Raw genomic sequence first — 21,359 nt, forward strand, 5'->3', positions numbered from 1 at the left:
CCCAGGAACCCAGGTGGCCCCGACCTGGACCACGTGGACGTCGAGAGTCGCAGGTCGGCCATGAGCGTTCCGGCGAAGTGGGTCATTCTCGAAATCTTCGAGTACCGGATCGTGGTACCCAAGCAGCTGGGCGAACTATGTCTGAAAGTAGATCGAGGACACGGTCAGACACTGACCCTGGTAACTGTCGTCGCCGGACGACTCCTTGGGAGAATCGGGTTCGCGAGACCTCCCCCAGACAGAGGCGCCCGGCGCCACCGGCGGTGAACCCTCACGCAGCGATCGCCACTTCCGCCGGCATGCGTGACCACTTCCGCCGACTACCCGTCGGATCCGCCGAGGACATCACCATGTGCCGCCACTCCAGGCCCAGTTGGACTAGACCAATTCTGTCCGAATCGTTGACATGTGCGACACCCGCCGCAATTCCGAGAGCGCTCTCAACGAGAACCGGACGGCTCCACTTCGCCGGAATCCACCTCGTTGGAATCCCCCCACCCAAGGAGAGAGCGAGTGCCCAGAAGGCGCAGGAGTCTCACCGCTGAAGTTCACGAACAACCCCAGCAGATTGAGTGTCCACGCAGGTCAGAACGTCGGACCGCACTCGGGGGTCAGCAAAAGGTCAGCATCGGAGCCAGAAGATCCTTGAGGAACCATCACCTCAGGCCACCTCGACTCTCCTCACCCGGCCAGCACGACGTCCAGCAAGACTCAGCCACATCCGTGATGGGGATGCCGCTAGATAGACAGTTAGAGGTTGTCTCACATGGCAAGTTTCGCGAGCTTCTTGTAGCAGGTCAGGACGGCGGCCATGGCCAGGCCTCGGCCCTGCCAGTCGTTGCGCGGGCCACGTACGGGATCTTGAGACCACGAGCAGCCCATGGCAGGCTCGTACCGCATGATCGATGAATTCGCGAAAGACAACCTGCACGGAAGACTGCGGCGGGACCGCAAGGCGCTGCTCTGGAAACTCGACGGCTTGTCCGAATACGACGCCCGCAGACCTTTGACAGCGACCGGGACCAACCTCCTCGGCCTGGTCAAACACGTGGCCACCGTCGAGGCCAGGTACTTCGGTGAGGTCTTCGACCGTCCTTCCCCGGAACCGCTGCCCCGGTGGCAGGACTCCGACGGCAGCGATCTGTGGGCGACCGAGGACGAGACCCGCGATCAGATCATCGGGTTCTACCGGCGCACGTGGGAACACTCGGACGCGACGATCAACGAGCTTCCCCTCGACGCCCTCGGCCACGTGCCGTGGTGGCCGGAGCCTTATGCCGACACGAACCTGTTCGCCGTCATGGTCCATGTCCTCGGCGAGTCCATCCGCCATGCCGGGCACGCCGATATCCTGCGCGAGGGCCTCGACGGCCGGACCGGGTTGCGCGCCGAACACGAGCAGCAGATCGACGAGGAAGCCCGTGCGGCCTACTGCGCGAAGATCGAGCAGGCCGCCAGGTCGGCCGCACCGATCAAGGCTTAGAGGTTGTCTCACGTGACTTGATGTTCGTGCGGCATGATGCCGGTCGTGGGTGCTGTCTATCGAAGCGTCTGGTTCCTGATGAACTCTGGGAGCCGGCCGCCCCGTTGCTGCCGTCGCTCGCTGCTCGTCCACAAGGCCCGCAATGTCATAAACGCCCTGCCGAAGTCCGCTCAGCCGAGCGCAACGAAGGCGATGCAAGAGATCTACCGCGCCGAGGACCGGGCCCACGCCGAGAAGGCGATCGAGGCGTTCACCCGCACCTACGGCACCAAGTGGCCCGAGGCCGTCGAAGATCACCGACGACGCCGAGGAGCTGCTGGAGTTCTACGACTTCCCGGCCGAGCACTGGATCCACCTGCGGACCGCGAACCCGATCGAGTCGACGTTCTCCACGGTCAAGCTCCGCACCAAGGTCACCCGCGGCGCCGGCAGCCCGGCCGCGGCCCTCGCGATGGTGTTCAAGCTCGTCGAGTCCGCCCAGGCCCGCTGGCGCGCGATCACCGGCGCCCACCTCGTTCGCCTGGTCCGCGCGGGTGCCCGGTTCAAGAATGGCATCCTGGTCGAGCGAGAGGAGGCAGCCGCGTGAGCGAGATGCCCAACCCCAGTAGCTGTCGTAGCCGCGTAGAACTGCAGATTGTGCGGGTCATCGTCGCGTCCCTCGAACAGGCCACTGTCAATGTGCGCTGCCTGCAGGGACCAGTCCGTCGCGGTGCCCGCTTCAACCAGCTCAGCGGTTCAGCACAAGCGATCGACCTGACGCTGACGCAGGCCCTCGTCTACGGGCATCGGGTCACAGCACTCGACACCGGCCTCACCGCCTTCGTGACGCTCCGAGGAGAAGACGTCCAGCGTCTCATGTCGGCCCCCGCGACCTCCGGAGGGCAGGTCATCCAAGGCGCCAACCCGTTGCCCTAATACTCCAGCAGCACTTTGACGTTTTCCCTGTTCAGGGGCGGTCTGGGTGAGTGTAGAGGGCTGATGACCGGCCTGTGTTCTCTTTCCCGGGCCGCCCCTCGATCGTGTGCAGCCGCCGCTGATAGTGACAGCGGCGGGCGACGGCTTGGCGTCGTCTGCGCCAGTGTGACCACCTCAACGCGCGTGCGCTGATGAGGGGCTGGTGAACGGCGATGGATGAGTGGCCAGTTGCCAGGAGCCGCCGAATTTCTGCCACGGTGAGGGGCGCGAGGCAGGAACCGTTTCTGCTGCCCCTTTTGCCGCGGCGTCGACGGCCATGACGGCCAGAAAGGCATGCGCCAGCATGGCCAGGGTGATGTGCCGCATCCAGCCGGTGTAGCGGCGGACTTCGTACTGGTCGAGGCCGCATTCGTTCTTCGCGGCCTGGAAGGCTTCCTCGATGGCCCAGCGCGTCCCGGCGACGCGGACCAGGTGCTCGATGGTGGTGCCGAGCGGTGCGTAGGCGAGGTAGTAGGCGATCTCTTCGGGCTTGCTGATGCTGCGGCGGGCCAGTGCCCACCGCTGGTGGGTGGGCATCTCGTCGTCGAAGTCCTCGATGGGCGTGATCTGCAGGGCGGCCCAGTGGTAGACGCGCGGGCCCTTGGCACCGTCACCGCACGAATGCCTCTCCCACGCTTCGTCGGGTGCTTGGGAGAAGAGGTGGTCGATGCGTCCGAAGTGGGGCACCTGCTGGGACTTGGGAACCGCGAGTACATACCCCAGGCTGGTCTCCTCCAGCATGTGGCGCAGCCGCCATTCCTGGCCGTAGGCGGCGTCCGCGGTCACCCATGCGATCGGCAGCGGTGAGGCGATCGCCCGCAGCACCATGGCCTTGGCCAGGTCGGGTTTGGTGGCGAAAGTCCGCTCGTTGGGGATGTGGGCGGCGCGGCAGCGGTCGCGGTCGTCGGTCCAGGTCTTGGGCAGGTACAACTCCCGGTCCACCAGGGCGCGTCCACGGGTGGTGGCGTAGGCGGCGAACACGCCGATCTGGCAGTTCTCGGTGCGGCCGGCGGTGCCGGAGTACTGGCGCTGCACGCCGGCCGAGGTGGTGCCCTTCTTGAGGAAGCCGGTGTCGTCGAGGATGAGGATCCCGTCGGGCTCGCCGAGCCGTTCGGCTACGTAGTGCTGGAGGTCGTCGCGGAGCTCATCGGCGTCCCAGCGGGCGCCGTTGAGAAGCCGCTGGAGGCGGTCGGGTGTGCGGTGTCCGGCGTATTCGGCCAGCTGCCAGCCGTTTTTGCGGCCGACCGGGCCCAGTAGTCCACGGATGTAGTCACGCATCCGGCGACGCGGCTCGACACGCCTGAAGCGGTGGCCGGTACGCAGGAACAGTTCCTCGAGTTCGTCGTTCCAGATCTCAACTGCACGCTCGTCGATCACGCAGGGAGGCTGCCCGGACCGCTGTCACTATCAGCGGCGGCTGCACACGATCGAGGGGCGGCCCGGGAAAGAGAACACAGGCCGGTCATCAGCCCTCTACACTCACCCAGACCGCCCCTGAACAGGGAAAACGTCAAAGTGCTGCTGGAGTACTAATACTCCAGTGTGGCTTCGCGATCTAGGCGGTTTCGTTTGGATCACCTGGCTGACCAGAGGAAGATGCTCGCAACGTGGAGTCCGGCCAGGTAGATGGCTGCTGTCTTCTCGTAGCGGGTGGCGATGCCTCGCCACTGTTTCAAGCGGTTGATGCAGCGTTCGACCGTGTTGCGTTGCTTGTAGGTCTCGCGGTCGAAGGCGGGTGGCCTGCCACCCCGGCTGCCGCGTCGCAGACGGTGGCCGCGTTGATCGGCCGTCACGGGGATGACCGCCCGGATGCCGCGCCGCCTGAGGTTTTCACGGATGGCCCGCGACGAATACGCCTTGTCTGCGAGGACTGCCGCTGGCCGGGTCCGGGGCCGTCCACGCCGTCGGGGAACACGCAGCCGCGCCATCACGTCAGCGAAGGCAGGCGCGTCACCGGCCTGTCCGGCGGTGAGATGGAAGGCCGGGCGGACCTCGCCGAGCAGCGCGTTCTCGCCGCCCGAAAGCGCAGCCCGCAGGCGGCCTCGGCCGCTCCCGGCCAGTCCTCCCCGGCTCCGGCCGACTCCCACGCACCGGCGCCGCCGAACCCGGGACGAAGGCGCTGACGCGACGATCGCCCTGACATCACGTCCGCTCCGGACAACAGCCGACCGATCAGCCCGAGCCACCGCGCCCAACCCCGAAGACTGCGAGGACACCAGTGATGACCAGCCCCACCCATGCCATGGCCCTGCGCACGACGGCCACCGCCTTCGGCACCCAGCGCGGCAAAGCCTGGTGGAGAGCACCTGTCCGAAGGCGCCGCATTCCCCACTAAGTGCTGCTCAGCACCGTTGTCGACTGGGCATGCGGGCGTGATCGCGCACTATGCGGTCGCAACGCCCAGGAAGCGCAGCACCGCTAGGACGCGGCGGTGGTCGGCGTCGGCCTTGGGCAGGTCGAGCTTGGTGAAGATGCTGTTGATGTGCTTGGCGACCGCGCTCTCGCTCACGACCAGCTCGGCGGCGACGCCGGAGTTGGACCGGCCGCCCGCCATCAGCTCCAGCACCTCCCGCTCGCGCGGTGTCAGCCGGTCGAGCGGATCGCTGTGCCGGCGCACCAGCAGCTGCGCGACGACCTGCGGGTCGAGCGCGGTGCCGCCGGCCGCCACCCGGCGTACCGCCTCGGCGAACTCCTCGACGTCGGCGACCCGTTGCTTGAGCAGATAGCCGACGCCCGAGGTGTTGGCGGCGAGCAGATCGGCGGCGTACCGCTCCTCCACGTACTGCGACAGCAGGAGCACGGCGGTACGCGGGTACTGGCGGCGGATCACCAGCGCGGCGCGCACTCCCTCGTCGGTGAAGCCGGGCGGCATGCGCACGTCGACCACGGCGATGTCGGGACGGTGCTCCTCGACGGCCGCCAGCAGCCCTTCCGCGTCGGCGACTTGCGCGCACATCTCGAAGCCGGCCGCCTCCAGCACCTTGACCACGCCGATGCGCAGCAAGAGGGAATCCTCGGCGATCACGGCGCGCACGGCAGCTCCACGGTGATGACGGTCGGCCCCCCGGCGGGGCTGCGGCAGGAGAACGTGCCGTCGACGGACGCGACGCGCTTGGCGAGCCCGGCGAGCCCGGTGCCACCGCCGGCCGCCGCGAGATCCGCGCCGCCCGCGCCGTCGTCCGCGACGACCACCAGCAGTGTCTCCCCGATCCGCTCCACGGTCACGTCCGCCCGGGTCGCCTGGGCGTGTTTGACCACGTTCGTCAGGGCCTCGGAGACCACGAAGTACGCGACGGCCTCGACCGTGGGTGAGGGGCGCTGCGACAGGTCCACCGCCACGCGCACCGGGATCGGGAGGCGGGCGGCGACCCCGGACAGCGCGGCGTCGAGGCCGCGGTCCTCAAGGACGGCCGGATGCAGGCCGCGCACCAGGTTGTTCAGCTCGGCGATCGCCTCCTTCGCCTCGCGGTGCGCCTCGTCGATCACCTTGCGGGCGTCCGCCGGCAGGTCGCCGAGGGTGGCCCTGGCCAGGCCCAGGTTGACGGCGAGTGAGACGAGGCGCTGCTGCGCGCCGTCGTGCAGGTCGCGCTCGATCCGCCGCCGCTCGGCGTCGGCGGCGTCGAGCACACCGGCCCGGCTCTCGGCGAGGTCGGCGACCCGGCGGGCCAGCTTCTCCGTGCGGCTGGGGCCGAGCAGGACCTCGGCCGCCCGGGTCTCCAGCCGCACCAGAGCGCCGGTCAGCCGGGGCTCGAGGAACAGCAGGGCGAGGCCGCCGGCGGTGATGTACGCGGCCTGCGTGGTGTACCCGACGTCGGTGACCCGCCACTGCGGGGGCAGCGCCCAGATCCACACGTAGATGGAGGCGGCCACGAGAGCGACGGCCCAGACGGCGAGGACGGCGAGGTCCAGGACGGCGAGCAGCGGACCCGCCACGGCGTGGTAGCAGACCTGCCGCCACAAGGCCCGCGTGGTCAGCCGGCGCACCGCCGACTTCCAGTTGCGTCCCGGCCCGGGTACGGCGGGGCGCGGGAGGTCCTTGCCGACGAGCGCCCGGTAGCGCCGCCGCTGCCCGAGGGTCAGCAGGGGTGTCACCACGAGCGTGAGCAGCACGGGCAGCGCCACGAGCGTGAGCAGCACGGGCAGCGGAGTCGCGGCCGGCACCAACGCCGCCATCGTGCCGAGCAGCCAGAGCCACAGTGGCACCACGGCGAGGTGGAGCGGCAGGCCGGCGGCGACGAGCGCGGTCCGGTGTCCCGCCCTGCGGAACGGCCGGCCCAGTACCAGCTGCAGCCACGTCGTGAGTTGCATGCGTCAAACGGTAAAGCCGCAGGCCATCCCCGTGCCATGACGCTCCCGCCCGGTTCGGGGGTGCACTTGTCTCCACCCCGGGTCGGAACCCTGCGTGACTGACGGCGCCCTGGTGTGCGGCGGAGGGTGGAGCACGTGAAGGGGAGAGCCGGCGGGGAGCGGGGGAAGACGATGCGTCAACTGGTGTCGTGCGATGACGAATTGGCCGGTGCCGAGGGCTTCGACCCCGCCGAGGTCATCCCGCTCCACGAAGAGGCGGAGGAGCCGCGCCCGGCGCGGGGCATGAGACGGGCCGGGTGGCTGCTGGTCGCCTGCGGGCTCGCCCTGCTGCCGTGGCTGTACGTGCTGGCCACCGGCCTGCCGGCCACCGCGACCGCGGCGCACTGGCCGGTCGCCTGGGTCGGGCTCGACGCGCTGGAGGCGCTCGGCCTGATCGCCACCGGCTTCCTCGCCGCCCGCGGCGACCGCCGGCACGCCCTGGCAGCCGCCGCGACCGCGACGCTGCTTGTGGTGGACGCCTGGTTCGACACCACGACCGCGGCCCCGGGCGGCGACTTCGCCACCGCGGTCGCCATGGCGCTCGGCGCCGAGCTGCCGCTCGCCGCGCTGTGCGGCCGGCTGGCGCTGCGGGCGCTGAGCCGGCACGCGTGACGCCGACCGCCCGACTACGTACCACGGACCGAATCGATCCACCGGAGAACACCATGCACCGCATCACCACCGCCCCCGTCGCCCCGATCCCGGCCCGGACCCGCTGGGCGGTCGCCGCCGGCGCGGGCGCCGCGTTGGCCGCCGCCTGGTGGCTGGGCGACACGGCGTCCTATCCGTACGCCCAACGCGGCCTCCTCGACGTGCCGTTGCCGTTCCTGACAGCCGACCGGATGGACGCCGTACTGCAACCGCGGCCGGGGGAGCGGATCCTGGAGATCGGCCCGGGGACGGGCCTGCAGTCGCTGCACGTCGCCCCGCAGCTCGGGCCGGAGGGACGGCTCGATGTGCTCGACATCCAGCAGGAGATGCTCGACCACGTGATGTGCCGCGCCGAGCGCGACGGCCTGGCGACGATCAGGCCCACCCGCTCGGACGCACGTGAACTGCCCTACGCCGACGGGACATTCGACGCCGTATACGCCGTGACCGCGCTCGGCGAGATCCCCGAGCCTGATCGGGTACTGCGCGAGGCGGCACGGGTGCTGGCACCAGGCGGGCGGCTGGTGATCGGCGAGTTCTTCGACCGGCACTGGATCCCCTTCGGCCGACTGCACCGGCTCGCCGACGCCGCCGGCCTCCACCTGACCGAGCGCCGCGGCCCAAGCCCGGCATACCTCGCCCGCTTCCGACCCTGCGGAGCCCACGCGCCCGTTCGCCAGGGCAAGCACCTCGCCGACGGCGACCGGGACACCAACGACGGGGAAGCGTGAGCACCGCACGCAGGGACCGCGATCACCGAGCTGAACAACCTGGCGCGCGGTAGGCCGCTCCAGGAGGCGAGGGGGCTCCGCCCCAACCGCGGCCAGCCACGAAAGCTGCGGCGCCCCCGCAAGGTGAGAGGGGAGTCCTGCGGCTTCTGCTGCGTGATTCCGGTCTCCGATCGTGCTGGGTCCTCTCCGGCAGCAAGCCCGGGCGGCGGCGATAAGGCGGGTGCGTCCAGCAGCCCCGCGGAGTTCTGCGAGCGGGCCTGTGGTGGTGCAGTGCCGACTGGCCCATTCCGCACGGTTTTCGGCGGTGCTACCCAGCCACAGGTGAGCGGGGCTGGTGTATAGGTGTCCGAGTGGCTGGTGAGCCGTCGTCGGTAGTGGGCGCGTCTGGCCTGTGCCTGGTGGAGCCTGCGCCAGATTGACCAGGCCGAAGGTGGCACGGCGGTGTGGCCGGTGGTCTGAAGAGCGTGCCTGGCGGACCTCGTCACGCACCCCGTCGGCGTCCCAGCGTGCGCTTCGCAGCAGCCTCTGCATCGCGCCGGGGCGGGCATGGCCGGCCTCTTCGGCCAGCTGCCGGCAGTTCTTGCGTTCGACGCCGGACAGCAGTCCGAGGACGAACGCCCGCGCCGTCGCCCGCGGTTCCGCTCGGTGAAACCGGACCGCGATGCGGGCCATGGCCTGGTCGAACATCACCTGCCAGCGGGTCGCGTCCATGCTGTGGCCCGTGGCCATCGCACGATCTTCAGGAGTCCACACAACCCTTGATGATCACGCTTTGGCCGTTCTCATACTCACCCGGGCCCAGCGCAAAATCGCGAGGTCCGACCGGACGGGGATGGCGCGCTCCCGCCCGAGGCGGCTGATCCACCCGTCAATCCCTTTGCGCGACCGAGCAGGTCACCCCTAGCGTGCAAGCGCATAGGAACCGTGCGCCAGGGCAGCGCGCCACCGAATGAGGAGCAACCGCCGTGGGAACCATGGTCTCGGTCAGGGGCTGGCTGGAGTGTGACGACGGACAGCTGGCCCAGATCAAGGAGATCGTGGAAGCAGACGATCCGGAGCGCACCTACAGCGGAGGCTGGGCCTTCCCCGCTCGGCAGTACAACGGTGCCAGGTGGGCCTTCTACGGGGGCTACATACGCGCGGTGTCCCTCGACTGGTTCGAGGAGAGGTTGCGTCAGATCGCCCAGATCCCGGCCTCCTACCAGGATGACGAGTACGACGAGAGGCCCCGGGGGCTGTTTCTGGTCAGCCACGACGTCGACGGCATGAGCGAGTGGAAGGTCCACAACGGCGGCCTGGTGATCGGCCTCCCGGATGGGGATTACCACTACCTCGACGCCTAGCCAGATCACGAAGTCGCACTGGAGTACAACCCAGCAATCCACAGGAATCGACCATTGCTCCGGGCCGGGAAGCAAGCGTCGTCGGTCTCTTCGGTGACTCAACGCAGAAAATCCGCCGTGGACATCACCATGTGACGCCACCCCAGGCCCAGTTGGACCAGACCAATTCTGTCCGAATCGTTGACATGTACGGCACCCGCCGCAATTCTGAGAGCGCTCTCAACGAGAACCGGACGGCTCCACTCCGCCGGAATCCACCTCGTTGGAATCCCCCCACTCAAGGAGAGAGCGAGTGCCCAGAAGGCTGAAATGGCATGCCCTGGCGGTGGCTGCGGCCACCGTCACCACGGCGCTTCTCACGTTCGGCGCCCCCTCTGACGCGAACGCGGCCGTCCCCACGACGATCCCACTCAAGTTCACGAACAACTCCGGCCGCAGCGAACCCGTTTACATCTACGACCTCGGAACACTCCTCTCGACGGGCCAGCAGGGCTGGGCCGACGCGAACGGCACGTTCCACGCCTGGCCCGCCGGCGGCAATCCGCCGACGCCCGCGCCCGACGCCTCGATCACGGGACCGGTCAACGGCCAGTCGAAGACGATCCGGATGCCCAAGTTCTCCGGCCGGATCTACTTCTCCTACGGCCAGAAACTCGACTTCCGCCTGACCACCGGCGGTCTGGTGCAGCCGGCCGTGCAGAACCCGAGCGACCCCAACCACAACATCCTCTTCAACTGGTCCGAGTACACGCTCAACGACTCCGGGCTGTGGATCAACAGCACACAGGTCGACATGTTCTCGGCCCCGTACGCCGTCGGGGTCCAGCTCGCCGATGGGAGCACCAAGAACACCGGCCACCTCAAAACGGGCGGCTACACCGGGTTCTTCAACGCCCTGCGCGGCCAGCCGGGCGGCTGGGCCAATCTGATCCAGACCCGGTCCGACGGCACCGTCCTGCGGGCGCTGGCTCCCGGCCACGGCATCGAGGCGGGCGCGCTGCCAGGCACCGTCATGGACGACTACGTCAACCGCGTGTGGCAGAAGTACAGTTCGTCGACGCTGACGGTGACGCCGTTCACCGATCAGCCGAACACGAAGTACTTCGGGCGGGTCTCCGGTGACGTCATGAACTTCACCAACAGCGCCGGAGCGGTCGTCACCAGCTTCCAGAAGCCCGACTCGGACAGCATCTTCGGTTGCTACAAGCGGCTGGACGCCCCCAACGACCTGGTACGCGGCCCCATTTCACGGACCCTGTGCGCGGGATTCAACCGCTCAACCCTGCTCACCAACCCCAACCAGCCGGACACGAGCTCGGCGAACTTCTACCAGGACACGGTGACCAACCAGTACGCCCGCAAGATCCACGCGCAGATGGCCGACGGCAAGGCCTACGCGTTCGCCTTCGACGACGTCGGCAACTACGAGTCCCTCGTCCACGACGGCAACCCCCAACAGGCGTACGTCACGCTGGACCCGTTCAACTGACGGATTCCGAAGGCTGGGACAGGTCCTAGTCGGGCACCGGGCAGGTGGTCCGCTTCACGAGGTCGTGCCAGCCGGACTCCAGGCGTTCGAGGGGCATCCCGCACTGCCGCGTCAGGTGGTGGATCAGGGCGGGTTCCAGGTAGCCCATGAGGGTCTGGGCGAGGAGAACGCCGTCCGCGCCGGGCACGGCCTCGCGCAGGAGCATGGCGACGTGGGTGAAGCGGACGCGGTACGGGGCGGAGCTGAAGCGGCGGGAGGCGTCCGGCTCGGCGGCGATGTACAGGTCGAGCCGGTCGTGGATCTCGCGCAGGACCCGGCAGCCGAAGGCGTGCAGACGGTCCGCCGGTGACGCGCCGGGGCCGAGAGGTGGCGGGCCGCTGAGGAAAGCGGCCTGGAACTGCTGCTCGGTGTGGTCGAGCAGGGCCATCAGCAGGCCGGTGCGGTCACCGAAGCGCCGGAAGACGGTTCCCTTGCCCACCGAGGCCGCGGCGGCGACGGCCTCCATGGTCACATTGGCGACCCCGTGCTCCTCCACCAGGCGGGTGGCAGCCTCCAGCAGCCGGGCGCGGTTGCGTGCGGCATCGGCGCGGAGCTGCGGCGCGGCGGGCCCGACGGTCAGCTCCAGCGGGACCGGGGCTCCCGAGGGTTCCTGCCCCTTCGGGAAGGGCGGAAGTGGGGTGGACATGAACACAGCGTAACGGCAGACGGGGGCAACTGGACCCTGGTCCGTTTAGCTGCTACAACATTAAACAGACCAGCAAGCGGACCTCGGTCCGTTTTATTGCCGCAATGTTTCGTCCCCGGGAGTTCCCCATGTCCGTACGCATCCTCGCGCTCGTCGGCAGCCTTCGCGCCGGCTCCCACAACCGTCAGCTCGCGGAGGCGGCCATCAAGCTCGCCCCCGAGGGCGCGGAGATCGAGCTGTTCGAGGGGCTCGCCGAGGTCCCGTTCTACAACGAGGACCTCGACGTCGAGGGCAAGGTGCCGGCCGCCGCCATCGCCCTGCGCGAGGCCGCGGGCCGCGCCGACGCCTTTCTGCTCTTCTCGCCGGAGTACAACGGCACGATCACGGCCGTCCTGAAGAACGCCATCGACTGGCTGTCGCGTCCGTACGGCGCCAGCGCCTTCACCGGTAAGGCCGCCGTCGTGGTCGGCACCGCGTTCGGTCAGTTCGGTGGCGTCTGGGCGCAGGACGAGGCCCGCAAGGCCCTGGGCATCGCGGGTGCCACCGTCCTCGAGGACGTCAAGCTCTCCGTTCCCGGCTCCGTGACCCGCTTCGCCGAGACCCACCCGGTCGACGACGCCGAGGTCGCCGCCCAGCTCACCGAGGTCGTCGCCCGTCTGCACAGCCAGGTCGGCACCGCCAGCGCCTCCTGACGACTCCCCCCAGGGCCGGTCCGGTGCCACCGGACCGGCCCTTCGCGCGTTCCCGGCGGTCGCCGACCGCCCGCAACGGTCCCGGGGTGTCGGCGATCTTGGCGGAACCAAACCCTCCGGGCCAAGATGCCCGCATGAAGGGTGATCTCTTTTCCAGTGACCACATGGTGCAGCCCGCCGTCACGCCGGGCATGACCATCCAGAACGCCAAGTCGATCAAGTACGCCGTCAACGGCGACATGCTCGCGCGCCAGGGGGCGATGATCGCCTACCGGGGGAATCTGCAGTTCGAGCGCAAGGGCCAGGGCGTGGGCGGCATGCTCAAGCGGGCGGTCACCGGTGAGGGACTGCCGCTGATGACGGTGCGCGGACAGGGCGAGGCCTGGTTCGCGCACGAGGCGCAGAACTGCTTCATCATCGACATCGAGCCGGGCGACCTGTTCACCGTGAACGGGCGCAACGTCCTGTGCTTCGACTCCACGCTGTCGTACGACATAAAGACCGTGAAGGGCGCGGGCGTCACCGGCGGCGGCATCTTCAACAGCGTCTTCAGCGGTCACGGCAGACTGGGGCTGATCTGCGAGGGCAACCCGCTGGTGATACCCGTCTCGCCGCAGCAGCCGGTGTACGTCGACACGGACGCGGTCGTCGGCTGGACCGCGCAGCTCCACACCTCTCTGCACCGCTCGCAGTCGATCGGTTCGATGATCCGCGGCGGCTCGGGCGAGGCCGTGCAGCTGAAGCTGGAGGGCGACGGCCTGGTCGTCGTACGGCCGAGTGAGGCGACTCCGCAGAAGGCACAGCAGCACTGACGCCGGGGGGACGGCGAAAGGGGCCCCGCCCGATGGCGGGGCCCCTTCTACTGGCGCCTTCTTCTGGCGCCGTCCTTCTCGTCCCGTCCGTCAGCGTCCGGCGGCCGGAGTGTTGGCGGTGGTGACATTGACGGCGGACCACGCCGCGTCCACCGCCAGGTACTCGGCGCTGGTCGCCCCGTACATGTCGGCGGCGGCCTTGAGGGTCGCGGTCCGCGCGTCGTGGAAGTCGGTCGTGGAGACCATGTAGCGGGTCAGCGCGCGGTAGAAGATCGCGGTCGCCTTGGCGCGACCGATGCCGGTCACCCGCGAACCGTCGTACGTCGGCGAGTCGTACTTCACACCGCCGATCGTCTTGCGGCCACTGCCCTCGGCGAGCAGGTAGTACGCGTGCGAGGAGACGCCGGAACCGGCGTGCACCTCGGTGTCGTACGCCGCGGGCGACCAGTAGTCGATGGTGCCCTCCAGCTTGTCCAGGGAGGGGTGGTCGAGGCGGCGCAGGAACTTCTGGGCGAGGCCCAGCTTCTCGCCCATGAGGTAGTTGGGCGGGTTCTTCGGGTTGTTGGCGGAGAACTCGACGTTGGACCCGAAGATGTCGGCGAGTGACTCGTTGAGTGCGCCCGGCTCGCCGTACTGGTTGCCGTCCGCGTCCACCCGGGTGGGTTCGAGGGCGGCGGTGGCGTCGACGACGCCGTGGGTCAGCTCGTGGCCGGTGACGTCCAGGACGACCAGCGGCTTCTTGAACATGTCGCCGTCACCGTCGCCGTAGAGCATGCAGCCGCACGTCGAGTCCCAGAAGGCGTTGCCGACCTTGCGGCCGAAGTGGACCATCGCGCGGGCGCCGGTGCTGTTGTTCTTGATGCCCTTGCGGCCGAAGGTCTTCTTGTAGAAGTCCAGCGTCTGGGTGATGCCGTACTGGGCGTCGACCGCGGTGGTGGTCCGGTTGGCGGTGGTGCCGGTGCCCCACTTGTTGGTGGTGCTGGTGAACTTCGTGCCGCGCGAGAAGGCTTCCAGTTCCGCGCCCTTGGCGTCCCGGGTCTCGGTGTTCCACCGGGTGGGGTCCTTGAGGAGGAAGCTGGTGCGCGCGGTCCGGGTCGTGGTCAGCGTCACCTTGCCGGCGAAGAGGGAGATGCCGCTGCCGGTGGCCTTGACCGGGTAGCGGGCGGCCGCCGTCGCGCCGAGGAGGCCGGCCGGCTGGGTGGCCACGCCCGTCACCGGGGTCGCCGTCTCGCCCTTCTCGCGCAGCGTCTTCTCCAGGTGCGGCGAGATGAACTCGTCGCTGTCGGGGGTGTTGCTGCGGATCCGACCGCTCTGCGCGTCCACGACGACCGTGCGGGAGGCACCGGCCTCGGTGGTGTCGCTGTCCGTCACGCGCACCCGGTAGGCGAGGGCGGCGGCGCCGTCGCGGGCGTCGACGACGAGTTCGGCGCTGCCCGCGTCGCCCTGGGCGACCGCGGCGGCCTTCTGCTCGGCCTGCTGGGGCGTCAGCTTCGCCTCGGTCGTGGCCGGCTTTACGGCGTGGTCGGCGGCCCTGGTCACGCCCAGGTAGGCGGACTGCTTGCCGAGGTGGACAACGAGGTCGCCGCCGAGCACCGGGAGCCCCTGGTGGCTGCGGACGAAGCGGACGTGCTGCTTGCCGTCCGGGTCCGTCATGACGTCCGTGGCCCGCAGGGTGTCGCCCGGGCCGACACCGGTGGCCTGGGCGTGGGCGAACGCGGCGGCCCGGGCGGCCTCCACCGGCGAGGAGGCCGAAGTCGCGGCGCGGGCGGGCGAGTCGGGCGCCGCGAGGGCGGGGCCCGCCGGAAGCGTGGCCGCCGTCGTCACCGCGACGGCGATCGCCACGCGGCGTATGTGGGGTCTACGCACTGAGTTCCTTCGAACGGGGACGGCCGGCGTCGCCAACCGCCCTGAGACACGGCGTCGTTGAACGCCGTGGAGGCTGTCGGGCCCTCCCGACAGATGCGACGAGGGGGGCGGTGGTTGCCCGACGAGGTCCACCAACCCGCACATGTGATCGAGGTCGCAGCGCCTCCGGCCCACAGCGGAGGGAGCCGGAGGCGCGCAGGTGTCAGATCGTGCGGTGGGCGAGGGAGGAGAGGAGCGTCCGCAGGTCCGCGGCGGGGCGCGGGGCCAGGGAGGCTCCCGCCAGCAGGGTGTCCGCCGCGGTGAGATGCCGGCGCGCCGCGCCCAGGGCCGCCGTGCGACCGCCGGCCCGCTCGACCAGGGTCGCCGCCCGGCGTACGGCGCCGTCATCGAGGACGGCGGTGGAAGCGAGGAGTTCGGCGAGCGGGGAGCGGCCCGGCTCGGCCAGGGCGGCGAGAACGGGGAGGGTCTTCTTCCCGTGCCGCAGATCACCGTGCACGGGCTTCCCGGTGACGGCCGGATCGCCCCAGATGCCGAGCAGGTCGTCGGCGATCTGGAAGGCCACCCCGAGATGCCGTCCGGCGCGGTCCAGGGCGGCGGCGGTCTCCCGCGGCGCGCCCGCCAGCCCGGCCCCGAGGGCCAGCGCGCAGCCGAGCAGGGCACCGGTCTTGTGCTCGGCCATCGCCTCGTACTCCCCCGCACTCACCGCGTCGGGGCCGGTCCAGGGGCGGTGGGCGAACAGCAGGTCGTCGGCCTGACCGCGGACCAGGTCGCGCGAGGCCCTCGTCAACCGCCGCACGGCCGCCGGGGCGTGGGAGGTCGCGGGCGCCGTGGTGAGGGTCTCGACGGCCAGGGCGAAGAGCGCGTCGCCCGTGAGGACGGCGGGGCCGGTGCCGTACGCCTTCCACACGGCGGGGCGGCCGCGGCGCAGCGCGTCGCCGTCCATGATGTCGTCGTGCAGGAGCGAGAAGGTGTGCAGCAGTTCCACCGCCACCGCGCCCGGCACGCCCGCCTCGGCGGAGCCTCCGGCCGCCTCGGCACCGAGCACGGCGAGTGCCTGTCGTACGCCCTTGCCCTGACGGTGGGTCGCGGGGGCGCCGCCGACCTCGCAGCGGCCCAGCGCGTAGCCGGCCATCTCCGCCACCCAGGGGTGCAGCCCGTCGATCGCCTCCGCGAGGGCCGGGGCGACCAGTTCGCGGCAGCGCGCCAGGATCTCCGGGGCGGCGGGCGGCGCCGTCAGGACCGTACGGGGAGAGGTCATCGGGCTGCCTCCGTGTCCGCGCCCTCCGCCGGAGTGAGGCCGAGTTCCGTCCGCGCCCGTTCGACCATCTCCCGGGCGTGTCGCAGCCCGATGCCCTCCAACACGCGGGCCAGTTCGGTGAGTTCGGCGGCGGTCTCGGCCCGGTCGCGGCCGAGCCTGGCCAGGGACTTGACCAGCCCGAGCCGGGACAGCGCCCGCCCGCGCGGCTCGCTCATCGCCTCGAACTCCGCCAGTGCCTGCGCGTAGAGGTCCCGGGCTCGCTCATAACGCCCGGCCCGATAGAGGACGTTGCCGCGCATCTTGTGGTTGTAGGCGAGTGCCCCGGACAGGTTCATCGCCCGGCAGGACACCTCCGCCTCGCTCAGCAGTGCCAGCGCGCGGTCCGGATCCCGGTCGCGTACGGAGACGATGTCCGCGAGGCCGCGCAAAGCCCAGGCGTGGCCGCGCCGGTCCTCGGCGCGCGCGGCGATCTCGGCCGCTTCCTCGAACATGGCGTACGCGGTGTCGTAGGCACCGGTGTTGCGGTGTATCTGCGCGATGCCCTCCAGGGCCCACACGGTGTGGCGGGCCTCGCCGCGCTTGCGGGCCTCGGCCAGCAGTTGTTCGTGCAAAGCGGTCACGGCGGCGTAGTCGCCCTGGATGCGGCCGGTCTCCGCCATGCCCGCCAAGGAGTAGCCGCGTACGACGACGTCCCCGGACTGCTTGCCGAGTTCGGCGGCCAGTCGCAGCAGCCGCCAGGCCAGCGGGAACGCCCCGCGCTGGCGGGCCAGGGTGCCGCCGCTCCACAGCGCCCACGCCATCGCGCCGGTGTCCCGGGCCTCGCGGGCGGTGCGGTAGCTCGCCTTCCATGCCCGGTCGGCGTCGGCCACCTGCCCGAGCCTGCGGTGCGCCTCGGCGACCGCCAGGCCCGAACGGGCCGCCTCGGCACGGGCGCCCACGCGCTCGGCGGCGCGCAGTTGCTCGGTACCCGCCGCCAGGACATCGGTCAGCGAGGAGTTCACGGACAGGGTGGTCAAAGCGCCCTGGTACTCGGGGGCGAAGGCCTTGCCGTACATGGATCCCTTTCGATCGGCTGACTTTCACGGATCGGCGGCACCCGACGACTCGACTCTGTACCTCACGTATACACACCACGTATACACACTCTGTATACATGGAGCGTATAGTGTGCTGGATTTCCACTCGTGAATCCATGCCGTATCGCGGTTGTCACGCCGCCCATCCGTTGTCGATCAAGACGGCGACGGCGTGCGCCAGGTTGCCTGTCGCGAAAAAGAAGCGCGAACCTCCTTCGCTCCAGGCATAGTTGCGCCACGTGTCAGACAGAGAACCAGAAGCGCAAACGATCCCCGAGGGCCCGATGCGTCCCGGCGAGTTCCCGATCGACGCCTCGCTCGTGCGACGACTGCTGGCCGCGCAGTTCCCACGGTGGGCCGAGCTGCCCCTGAAGCGCTTCCCGTCGGCGGGTACCGTCAACGCCCTGTACCGGCTCGGCGACGACCTGGCCGTACGCCTCCCCCGGATCGAAGGGGGCGCCGAGGACGTGGCCAAAGAGGCGCACTGGGTTCCCCGCCTCGCCCCGCTGCTCCCGGCCGCCGTCCCCGAGATCCTCGCCACCGGCACTCCCGGCGAGGGCTATCCGTGGCCCTGGATGGTGCAGCGCTGGCTCGACGGCGAACCCCCGCACGCCGGCCGTCTCACCGATCCGCTGCCCCTGGCCGCCGACCTCGGCGCCTTCGTGGCCGCGCTGCGCCGGGTCCGGCTGCCCGACGGGCCGACCGCCTACCGGGGTGTGCCGCTGTCCACCGCCGATGCCATGACGCGCGCCGCGCTCGACGAGCTGCGCGGCACGATCGACACCTCCGCCGCCACCGCTGCCTGGGAGGCGGCGCTCGCCGCGCCCGCGTGGACCGGTCCGCCCCTATGGGTCCACTCCGACCTGATGCCCGGCAATATGCTCACCCGCGGGGGCCGGCTCGACGCCGTGCTGGACTTCGGCACCGTCGGCGTCGGCGACCCGGCCTGCGATCTCATCCCGGCCTGGAACCTGCTCCCCGCCGAGGCGCGGGACACCTTCCGCCAGGCGGCGGGCGCCGACGACGCCACCTGGGCACGGGGGCGCGGCTGGGCCCTGTCCATGGCGCTCATCCAGCTCCCGTACTACCGCGTCACCAATCCGGTGATCGCCGCCAATGCCGAGCACGTCATCCACGCGGTGCTCACGGAGGCCGACGACAGGCCCTGAGACATCAATGGAACGTATATTCGAATACGGAGTAGGCTGGAGGCATGTCCACGCACCTCCAGGGCTCGCTGTTCGACCAGACCGACGAGCTCCACCTCAGTCAGTTGAACGCGATGCGCCGGACGGTCCTGGGCGACGGGGCCTGGATCGACCTGTTGCCCGGATGGCTCGGCGGCGCCGACGCCCTGTTCGCACGGCTCGTCGACGAGGTGCCGTGGCGGGCGGAGCGGCGGCAGATGTACGAGCACGTGGTGGACGTACCGAGGCTGCTCGCGTACTACCGGACGGGCGACGCGCTGCCGCACCCGATCCTCGACGAGGCGCGACAGGCGCTGTCCGCGCACTACGCCCGTGAGCTGGGCGAACCGTTCACCACCGCGGGCCTGTGCTACTACCGGGACGGCCGCGACAGCGTGGCCTGGCACGGGGACCGGATCGGGCGGGGCGCACGGGAGGACACCATGGTCGCGATCCTCTCCGTGGGCGCTCCGCGCGACCTGTTGCTGCGCCCGCGCCGCGGCGGGGAGACCGTACGGCGCCCGCTCGGACACGGCGACCTGATCGTGATGGGCGGCTCCTGCCAGCGCACCTGGGAGCACGCCATTCCCAAGACGGTGCGGGCTGCGGGGCCGCGGATCAGCGTCCAGTTCCGCCCGACCGGCGTGAACTGAGACGGGGGCGGGTGTTCCCGTCCGGCAGCGTCCTTCGCCTCACGGCGTCAGGAGTGCCTGGACCGTGGGGCCGTACCGGTCGACGATGTCCTCGATCGCGGTGGCGCGCAGCTGCGTGCCGCGTGCGATGCCGTACATCGCACCGAGCCCGAGCAGTGTGCCGACGGCGAGTTCGGCGCGCAGGCCCGCGTCGGGGCCGCTCAGCCGCAGGGCGAGGCGGTCACTGACCTGGGTGCGGAAGTTGGCGCGCATGATGTCGCCCTGGTCGCCCTGGCGCGGGGCGAAGATGATCCGCAGGACGGGGTCGGCTCCGCGCTCGGTCTGGCCGACGAGCACCTGGCGGACCATGTGGGGGCCGAGTTGGTCCAGGGGTGCGTCCAGGAGGGCGGCGGCATCCGTCTCGAAGGACATCACGCGCCCGAAGAGCGCGTCCTTGTTCCCGAAGTACTTGAGGATCAGCGGAGCGCTCACCCCCGCGCGGTCGGCGATCGCCTTGAGCGTGATGTCCGCGTGGGCGTGCCGGGCCATCAGATGGCGGGCCGCGCGGAGGATGGCCGCCTTCGTGGCCTCGGCGTCGCGGCGCGGTGGGGCGATCGGGGTCGCGCTGAGGCCGGGGGGCGGAGTGGACACGGTGCTCAGGCTCCTTCGAATGCCTCGTCCCGAGGTGCGTCCGCACTGCTGGAGGCCCGTCGGGTGTCGCCGAGGCCGGGGTCGGCGGGTATGACGAGGGCGGCGACACAGGCCACCAGTGCGACCGTACCCGCCATGGCGAAGGCCAGCAGATAACCGTGCAGCGTGGGGATCGGGGCACCGCCGACGAGGCTGGTGTGGTGGACCAGGATGGCGGCGACGGCGGCGCTGCTCACGGCCTGGCCGACGGTGCGCATCAGCACGTTGACGCCGTTCGCGGACGCGGTCTGACCGGCGGGCACCGCGCGCAGGATGAGGGTGGGCAGCGCCGAGTAGGAGAACGCCGTGCCCATCGCGCAGACCGCGGAGCCCAGCAGGATCACCAGCAGGCTGTGGCTGTTGATGATGCGTATGCCGTAGCCGGCGGCGATGACCAGGGTGCCGAGGGCCAGCGTCACCCGGGCGCCGCGGGCCGCCGAGATACGCGCCGAGACCGGCGAGAGCAACAGCATGATCACCCCGCCGGGCAGCAGGACCAGGCCCGTCGCCACGATGGACAGCTCGAGGCCGTAGCCGGTCGCCTTGGGCGCCTGCACCAGCTGCGCCGTCACCAGGGAGTTGGCGTAGAAGGCGAAGCCGGTCAGGAGCGCCGCGACATGAGGCAGGGCGACACGGGGGCTGGTCGCCAGTTTCAGGTCCACCAGGGGGCGTGCGGTACGCAGTTGCTGCGCCCACCACAGGCCGAGGACGCAGACGCTCCCGACGAACAGACCGAGGATCCGGGGGCTGGTCCAGCCCCACTGGCCGCCCTGTGACACCCCCAGCAGCAGACAGGACAGTCCGAGGGCCAGGCCCAGCGCGCCGGTCATGTCGAAGCGGCCCGGCTCGCGGACGGGCGACTCGCGCACCGCCCACCAGGCCAGCGCCGTCCCGAGGGCGCCGACCGCGGTCGTCCCCCAGAACATGACGTGCCAGCTGGCGTACTGAACCACCATCGCGGCGATCGGCAGGCCGAGGGCGGCGCCGATCCCGACGGTGGAGCTCATCAGCGCCACCGCGGAACCCGTGCGCTCGGGCGGTAGTTCGTCCCGCAGGAGACTGATCGACAACGGTACGACGGCGGCCGCGGCCCCTTGCAGGGCTCGGGCCGCGATGAGTATGCGGATGTCGGACGTGAGGGCGCACATGAGCGAGCCGACCGTCATCATCCCGAGGGCGATCAGCAGCACCTTCTTCTTGCCGTACATGTCGCCGGCGCGGCCCAGCACGGGGTTGAGCACCGCTCCGGTCAGCAGCGTCGCCGTCACCATCCAGGACACGGCCCCCGCCGACGCACCCGTCAGCCGCGGCAGGTCGGGCAGCAGCGGCACCACCACCACCTGCATGACGGCCATGAGACTCCCGCCGAGCGCGAGGACCGGGACCGTCAGTCGGTCACGCAGTGCCACCATGAACTCTCCAGAAGTCGGCGCGAAGAAGGTGGGTGAATGGCAATTCACCAT

Annotated in this window: 20 protein-coding genes and 3 pseudogenes; 11 read left to right on the forward strand and 12 right to left on the reverse strand. The window is 70.2% G+C overall.

Annotated features, from left to right (window positions below; translation table 11 throughout):
- Positions 1 to 762 precede the first annotated feature (762 nt).
- Positions 763 to 900 carry a hypothetical protein gene (locus tag OG798_RS07325; RefSeq protein ID WP_328756649.1) on the reverse strand — a complete coding sequence of 46 codons (138 nt, stop codon included), beginning with the start codon at positions 898 to 900 and terminating at the stop codon, positions 763 to 765.
- On the opposite strand from OG798_RS07325, the gene OG798_RS07330 reads away from it, so the two are divergent.
- From OG798_RS07330 to OG798_RS07340, 3 genes and pseudogenes are all read left to right on the forward strand, one after another.
- On the forward strand, positions 899 to 1,483 hold the full coding sequence (locus OG798_RS07330) for a DinB family protein (protein WP_328756650.1): 585 nt from the start codon (positions 899 to 901) through the stop codon (positions 1,481 to 1,483). The genes OG798_RS07325 and OG798_RS07330 overlap by 2 nt on opposite strands.
- A 129-nt stretch (positions 1,484 to 1,612) precedes the next feature.
- A pseudogene (locus OG798_RS07335) lies at positions 1,613 to 2,069 on the forward strand (transposase); the annotation flags it as partial.
- Positions 2,066 to 2,398: a hypothetical protein gene (locus tag OG798_RS07340; RefSeq protein WP_267060709.1), complete on the forward strand. Its 333-nt coding sequence runs from the start codon at positions 2,066 to 2,068 to the stop codon at positions 2,396 to 2,398. The pseudogene OG798_RS07335 and the gene OG798_RS07340, both read left to right, overlap by 4 nt.
- Positions 2,399 to 2,572: 174 nt before the next feature.
- Here the strand turns inward: OG798_RS07340 and OG798_RS07345 are convergent, their stop codons facing one another.
- The 4 genes and pseudogenes from OG798_RS07345 to OG798_RS07360 form a co-directional block, all read right to left on the reverse strand.
- Positions 2,573 to 3,814: an IS701 family transposase gene (locus OG798_RS07345; protein ID WP_443053718.1), complete on the reverse strand. Its 1,242-nt coding sequence runs from the start codon at positions 3,812 to 3,814 to the stop codon at positions 2,573 to 2,575.
- Between the two features lie 197 nt (positions 3,815 to 4,011).
- Positions 4,012 to 4,518: pseudogene (locus tag OG798_RS07350) on the reverse strand (IS5 family transposase); the annotation flags it as partial.
- A 302-nt stretch (positions 4,519 to 4,820) separates the two neighbouring features.
- Positions 4,821 to 5,471, reverse strand: a complete 651-nt coding sequence (locus OG798_RS07355; protein WP_067360243.1) for a response regulator transcription factor — start codon at positions 5,469 to 5,471, stop codon at positions 4,821 to 4,823.
- Positions 5,459 to 6,745: a sensor histidine kinase gene (locus tag OG798_RS07360; protein ID WP_328756651.1), complete on the reverse strand. Its 1,287-nt coding sequence runs from the start codon at positions 6,743 to 6,745 to the stop codon at positions 5,459 to 5,461. Before OG798_RS07360 ends, OG798_RS07355 begins: the two co-directional genes overlap by 13 nt.
- A gap of 135 nt (positions 6,746 to 6,880) precedes the next feature.
- On the opposite strand from OG798_RS07360, the gene OG798_RS07365 reads away from it, so the two are divergent.
- Together OG798_RS07365 and OG798_RS07370 are read left to right on the forward strand one after the other, a co-directional pair.
- Positions 6,881 to 7,396 (forward strand): hypothetical protein, encoded by a 516-nt coding sequence (locus tag OG798_RS07365; protein WP_267060710.1) that lies wholly within the window; start codon positions 6,881 to 6,883, stop codon positions 7,394 to 7,396.
- Positions 7,397 to 7,449: 53 nt separating this feature from the next.
- Positions 7,450 to 8,166, forward strand: a complete 717-nt coding sequence (locus OG798_RS07370) for a class I SAM-dependent methyltransferase (RefSeq protein ID WP_328756652.1) — start codon at positions 7,450 to 7,452, stop codon at positions 8,164 to 8,166.
- A 450-nt stretch (positions 8,167 to 8,616) separates the two neighbouring features.
- Here the strand turns inward: OG798_RS07370 and OG798_RS07375 are convergent.
- Positions 8,617 to 8,838, reverse strand: a pseudogene (locus OG798_RS07375) (transposase); the annotation flags it as partial.
- Positions 8,839 to 9,140: 302 nt separating this feature from the next.
- On the opposite strand from OG798_RS07375, the gene OG798_RS07380 reads away from it, so the two are divergent.
- Positions 9,141 to 9,509, forward strand: a complete 369-nt coding sequence (locus OG798_RS07380; protein ID WP_257017400.1) for a hypothetical protein — start codon at positions 9,141 to 9,143, stop codon at positions 9,507 to 9,509.
- Positions 9,510 to 9,834: 325 nt separating this feature from the next.
- Entirely contained in the window at positions 9,835 to 10,998 is a 1,164-nt protein-coding gene (locus OG798_RS07385; RefSeq protein WP_328759999.1) for a glycoside hydrolase family 64 protein, read from the forward strand.
- Positions 10,999 to 11,023: 25 nt separating this feature from the next.
- Here the strand turns inward: OG798_RS07385 and OG798_RS07390 are convergent, their stop codons facing one another.
- A complete protein-coding gene (locus tag OG798_RS07390) occupies positions 11,024 to 11,683 on the reverse strand; it encodes a TetR/AcrR family transcriptional regulator (protein ID WP_328756653.1) in 660 nt (219 codons plus the stop codon).
- Positions 11,684 to 11,811: 128 nt separating this feature from the next.
- Between OG798_RS07390 and OG798_RS07395 the strand changes: the two genes are divergently transcribed.
- On the forward strand, positions 11,812 to 12,375 hold the full coding sequence (locus OG798_RS07395; RefSeq protein WP_121417380.1) for an NAD(P)H-dependent oxidoreductase: 564 nt from the start codon (positions 11,812 to 11,814) through the stop codon (positions 12,373 to 12,375).
- Between the two features lie 134 nt (positions 12,376 to 12,509).
- Positions 12,510 to 13,187, forward strand: a complete 678-nt coding sequence (locus tag OG798_RS07400) for an AIM24 family protein (RefSeq protein ID WP_095856519.1) — start codon at positions 12,510 to 12,512, stop codon at positions 13,185 to 13,187.
- A 90-nt stretch (positions 13,188 to 13,277) separates the two neighbouring features.
- Here OG798_RS07400 and OG798_RS07405 read toward each other — a convergent pair whose 3' ends face one another.
- The 3 genes from OG798_RS07405 to OG798_RS07415 all read right to left on the reverse strand — a co-directional run bounded on the left by OG798_RS07405 (position 13,278) and on the right by OG798_RS07415 (position 17,366).
- Entirely contained in the window at positions 13,278 to 15,053 is a 1,776-nt protein-coding gene (locus tag OG798_RS07405) for a M4 family metallopeptidase (RefSeq protein ID WP_121417379.1), read from the reverse strand.
- A 202-nt stretch (positions 15,054 to 15,255) separates the two neighbouring features.
- Positions 15,256 to 16,311, reverse strand: a complete 1,056-nt coding sequence (locus OG798_RS07410; RefSeq protein WP_267060713.1) for a polyprenyl synthetase family protein — start codon at positions 16,309 to 16,311, stop codon at positions 15,256 to 15,258.
- On the reverse strand, positions 16,308 to 17,366 hold the full coding sequence (locus OG798_RS07415; protein ID WP_121417377.1) for a tetratricopeptide repeat protein: 1,059 nt from the start codon (positions 17,364 to 17,366) through the stop codon (positions 16,308 to 16,310). Before OG798_RS07415 ends, OG798_RS07410 begins: the two co-directional genes overlap by 4 nt.
- A gap of 305 nt (positions 17,367 to 17,671) precedes the next feature.
- Between OG798_RS07415 and OG798_RS07420 the strand changes: the two genes are divergently transcribed.
- Both OG798_RS07420 and OG798_RS07425 read left to right on the forward strand, forming a co-directional pair.
- Positions 17,672 to 18,556, forward strand: a complete 885-nt coding sequence (locus tag OG798_RS07420) for an aminoglycoside phosphotransferase family protein (RefSeq protein ID WP_328760000.1) — start codon at positions 17,672 to 17,674, stop codon at positions 18,554 to 18,556.
- Between the two features lie 44 nt (positions 18,557 to 18,600).
- Positions 18,601 to 19,227, forward strand: a complete 627-nt coding sequence (locus OG798_RS07425) for an alpha-ketoglutarate-dependent dioxygenase AlkB (protein WP_328756654.1) — start codon at positions 18,601 to 18,603, stop codon at positions 19,225 to 19,227.
- 39 nt (positions 19,228 to 19,266) lie between these two features.
- On the opposite strand, the gene OG798_RS07430 is transcribed toward OG798_RS07425, so the two are convergent.
- Together OG798_RS07430 and OG798_RS07435 are read right to left on the reverse strand one after the other, a co-directional pair.
- The gene (locus tag OG798_RS07430) at positions 19,267 to 19,866 is read right to left on the reverse strand and encodes a TetR/AcrR family transcriptional regulator (RefSeq protein WP_328760001.1); all 600 of its coding nucleotides are present in this window, start codon (positions 19,864 to 19,866) and stop codon (positions 19,267 to 19,269) included.
- Positions 19,863 to 21,308 carry an MFS transporter gene (locus OG798_RS07435; RefSeq protein ID WP_095856513.1) on the reverse strand — a complete coding sequence of 482 codons (1,446 nt, stop codon included), beginning with the start codon at positions 21,306 to 21,308 and terminating at the stop codon, positions 19,863 to 19,865. The genes OG798_RS07430 and OG798_RS07435 overlap by 4 nt, the downstream gene beginning before the upstream one ends.
- Positions 21,309 to 21,359: the final 51 nt, after the last annotated feature.

Origin of the sequence: Streptomyces sp. NBC_00271 (assembly GCF_036178845.1) — a bacterium.
In the GTDB taxonomy this organism is placed as follows: Bacteria; Actinomycetota; Actinomycetes; order Streptomycetales; family Streptomycetaceae; genus Streptomyces.

Coding starts and splice junctions, on each gene's coding strand:
- OG798_RS07325 (WP_328756649.1), bottom strand. CDS start 900: ATGCGGTACGAGCCTGCCATGGGCTGCTCGTGGTCTCAAGATCCCGTA.
- OG798_RS07435 (WP_095856513.1), bottom strand. CDS start 21,308: ATGGTGGCACTGCGTGACCGACTGACGGTCCCGGTCCTCGCGCTCGGC.
- OG798_RS07360 (WP_328756651.1), bottom strand. CDS start 6,745: ATGCAACTCACGACGTGGCTGCAGCTGGTACTGGGCCGGCCGTTCCGC.
- OG798_RS07395 (WP_121417380.1), top strand. CDS start 11,812: ATGTCCGTACGCATCCTCGCGCTCGTCGGCAGCCTTCGCGCCGGCTCC.
- OG798_RS07425 (WP_328756654.1), top strand. CDS start 18,601: ATGTCCACGCACCTCCAGGGCTCGCTGTTCGACCAGACCGACGAGCTC.
- OG798_RS07410 (WP_267060713.1), bottom strand. CDS start 16,311: ATGACCTCTCCCCGTACGGTCCTGACGGCGCCGCCCGCCGCCCCGGAG.
- OG798_RS07420 (WP_328760000.1), top strand. CDS start 17,672: ATGCGTCCCGGCGAGTTCCCGATCGACGCCTCGCTCGTGCGACGACTG.
- OG798_RS07330 (WP_328756650.1), top strand. CDS start 899: ATGATCGATGAATTCGCGAAAGACAACCTGCACGGAAGACTGCGGCGG.
- OG798_RS07380 (WP_257017400.1), top strand. CDS start 9,141: ATGGTCTCGGTCAGGGGCTGGCTGGAGTGTGACGACGGACAGCTGGCC.
- OG798_RS07400 (WP_095856519.1), top strand. CDS start 12,510: ATGAAGGGTGATCTCTTTTCCAGTGACCACATGGTGCAGCCCGCCGTC.
- OG798_RS07415 (WP_121417377.1), bottom strand. CDS start 17,366: ATGTACGGCAAGGCCTTCGCCCCCGAGTACCAGGGCGCTTTGACCACC.
- OG798_RS07370 (WP_328756652.1), top strand. CDS start 7,450: ATGCACCGCATCACCACCGCCCCCGTCGCCCCGATCCCGGCCCGGACC.
- OG798_RS07390 (WP_328756653.1), bottom strand. CDS start 11,683: ATGTCCACCCCACTTCCGCCCTTCCCGAAGGGGCAGGAACCCTCGGGA.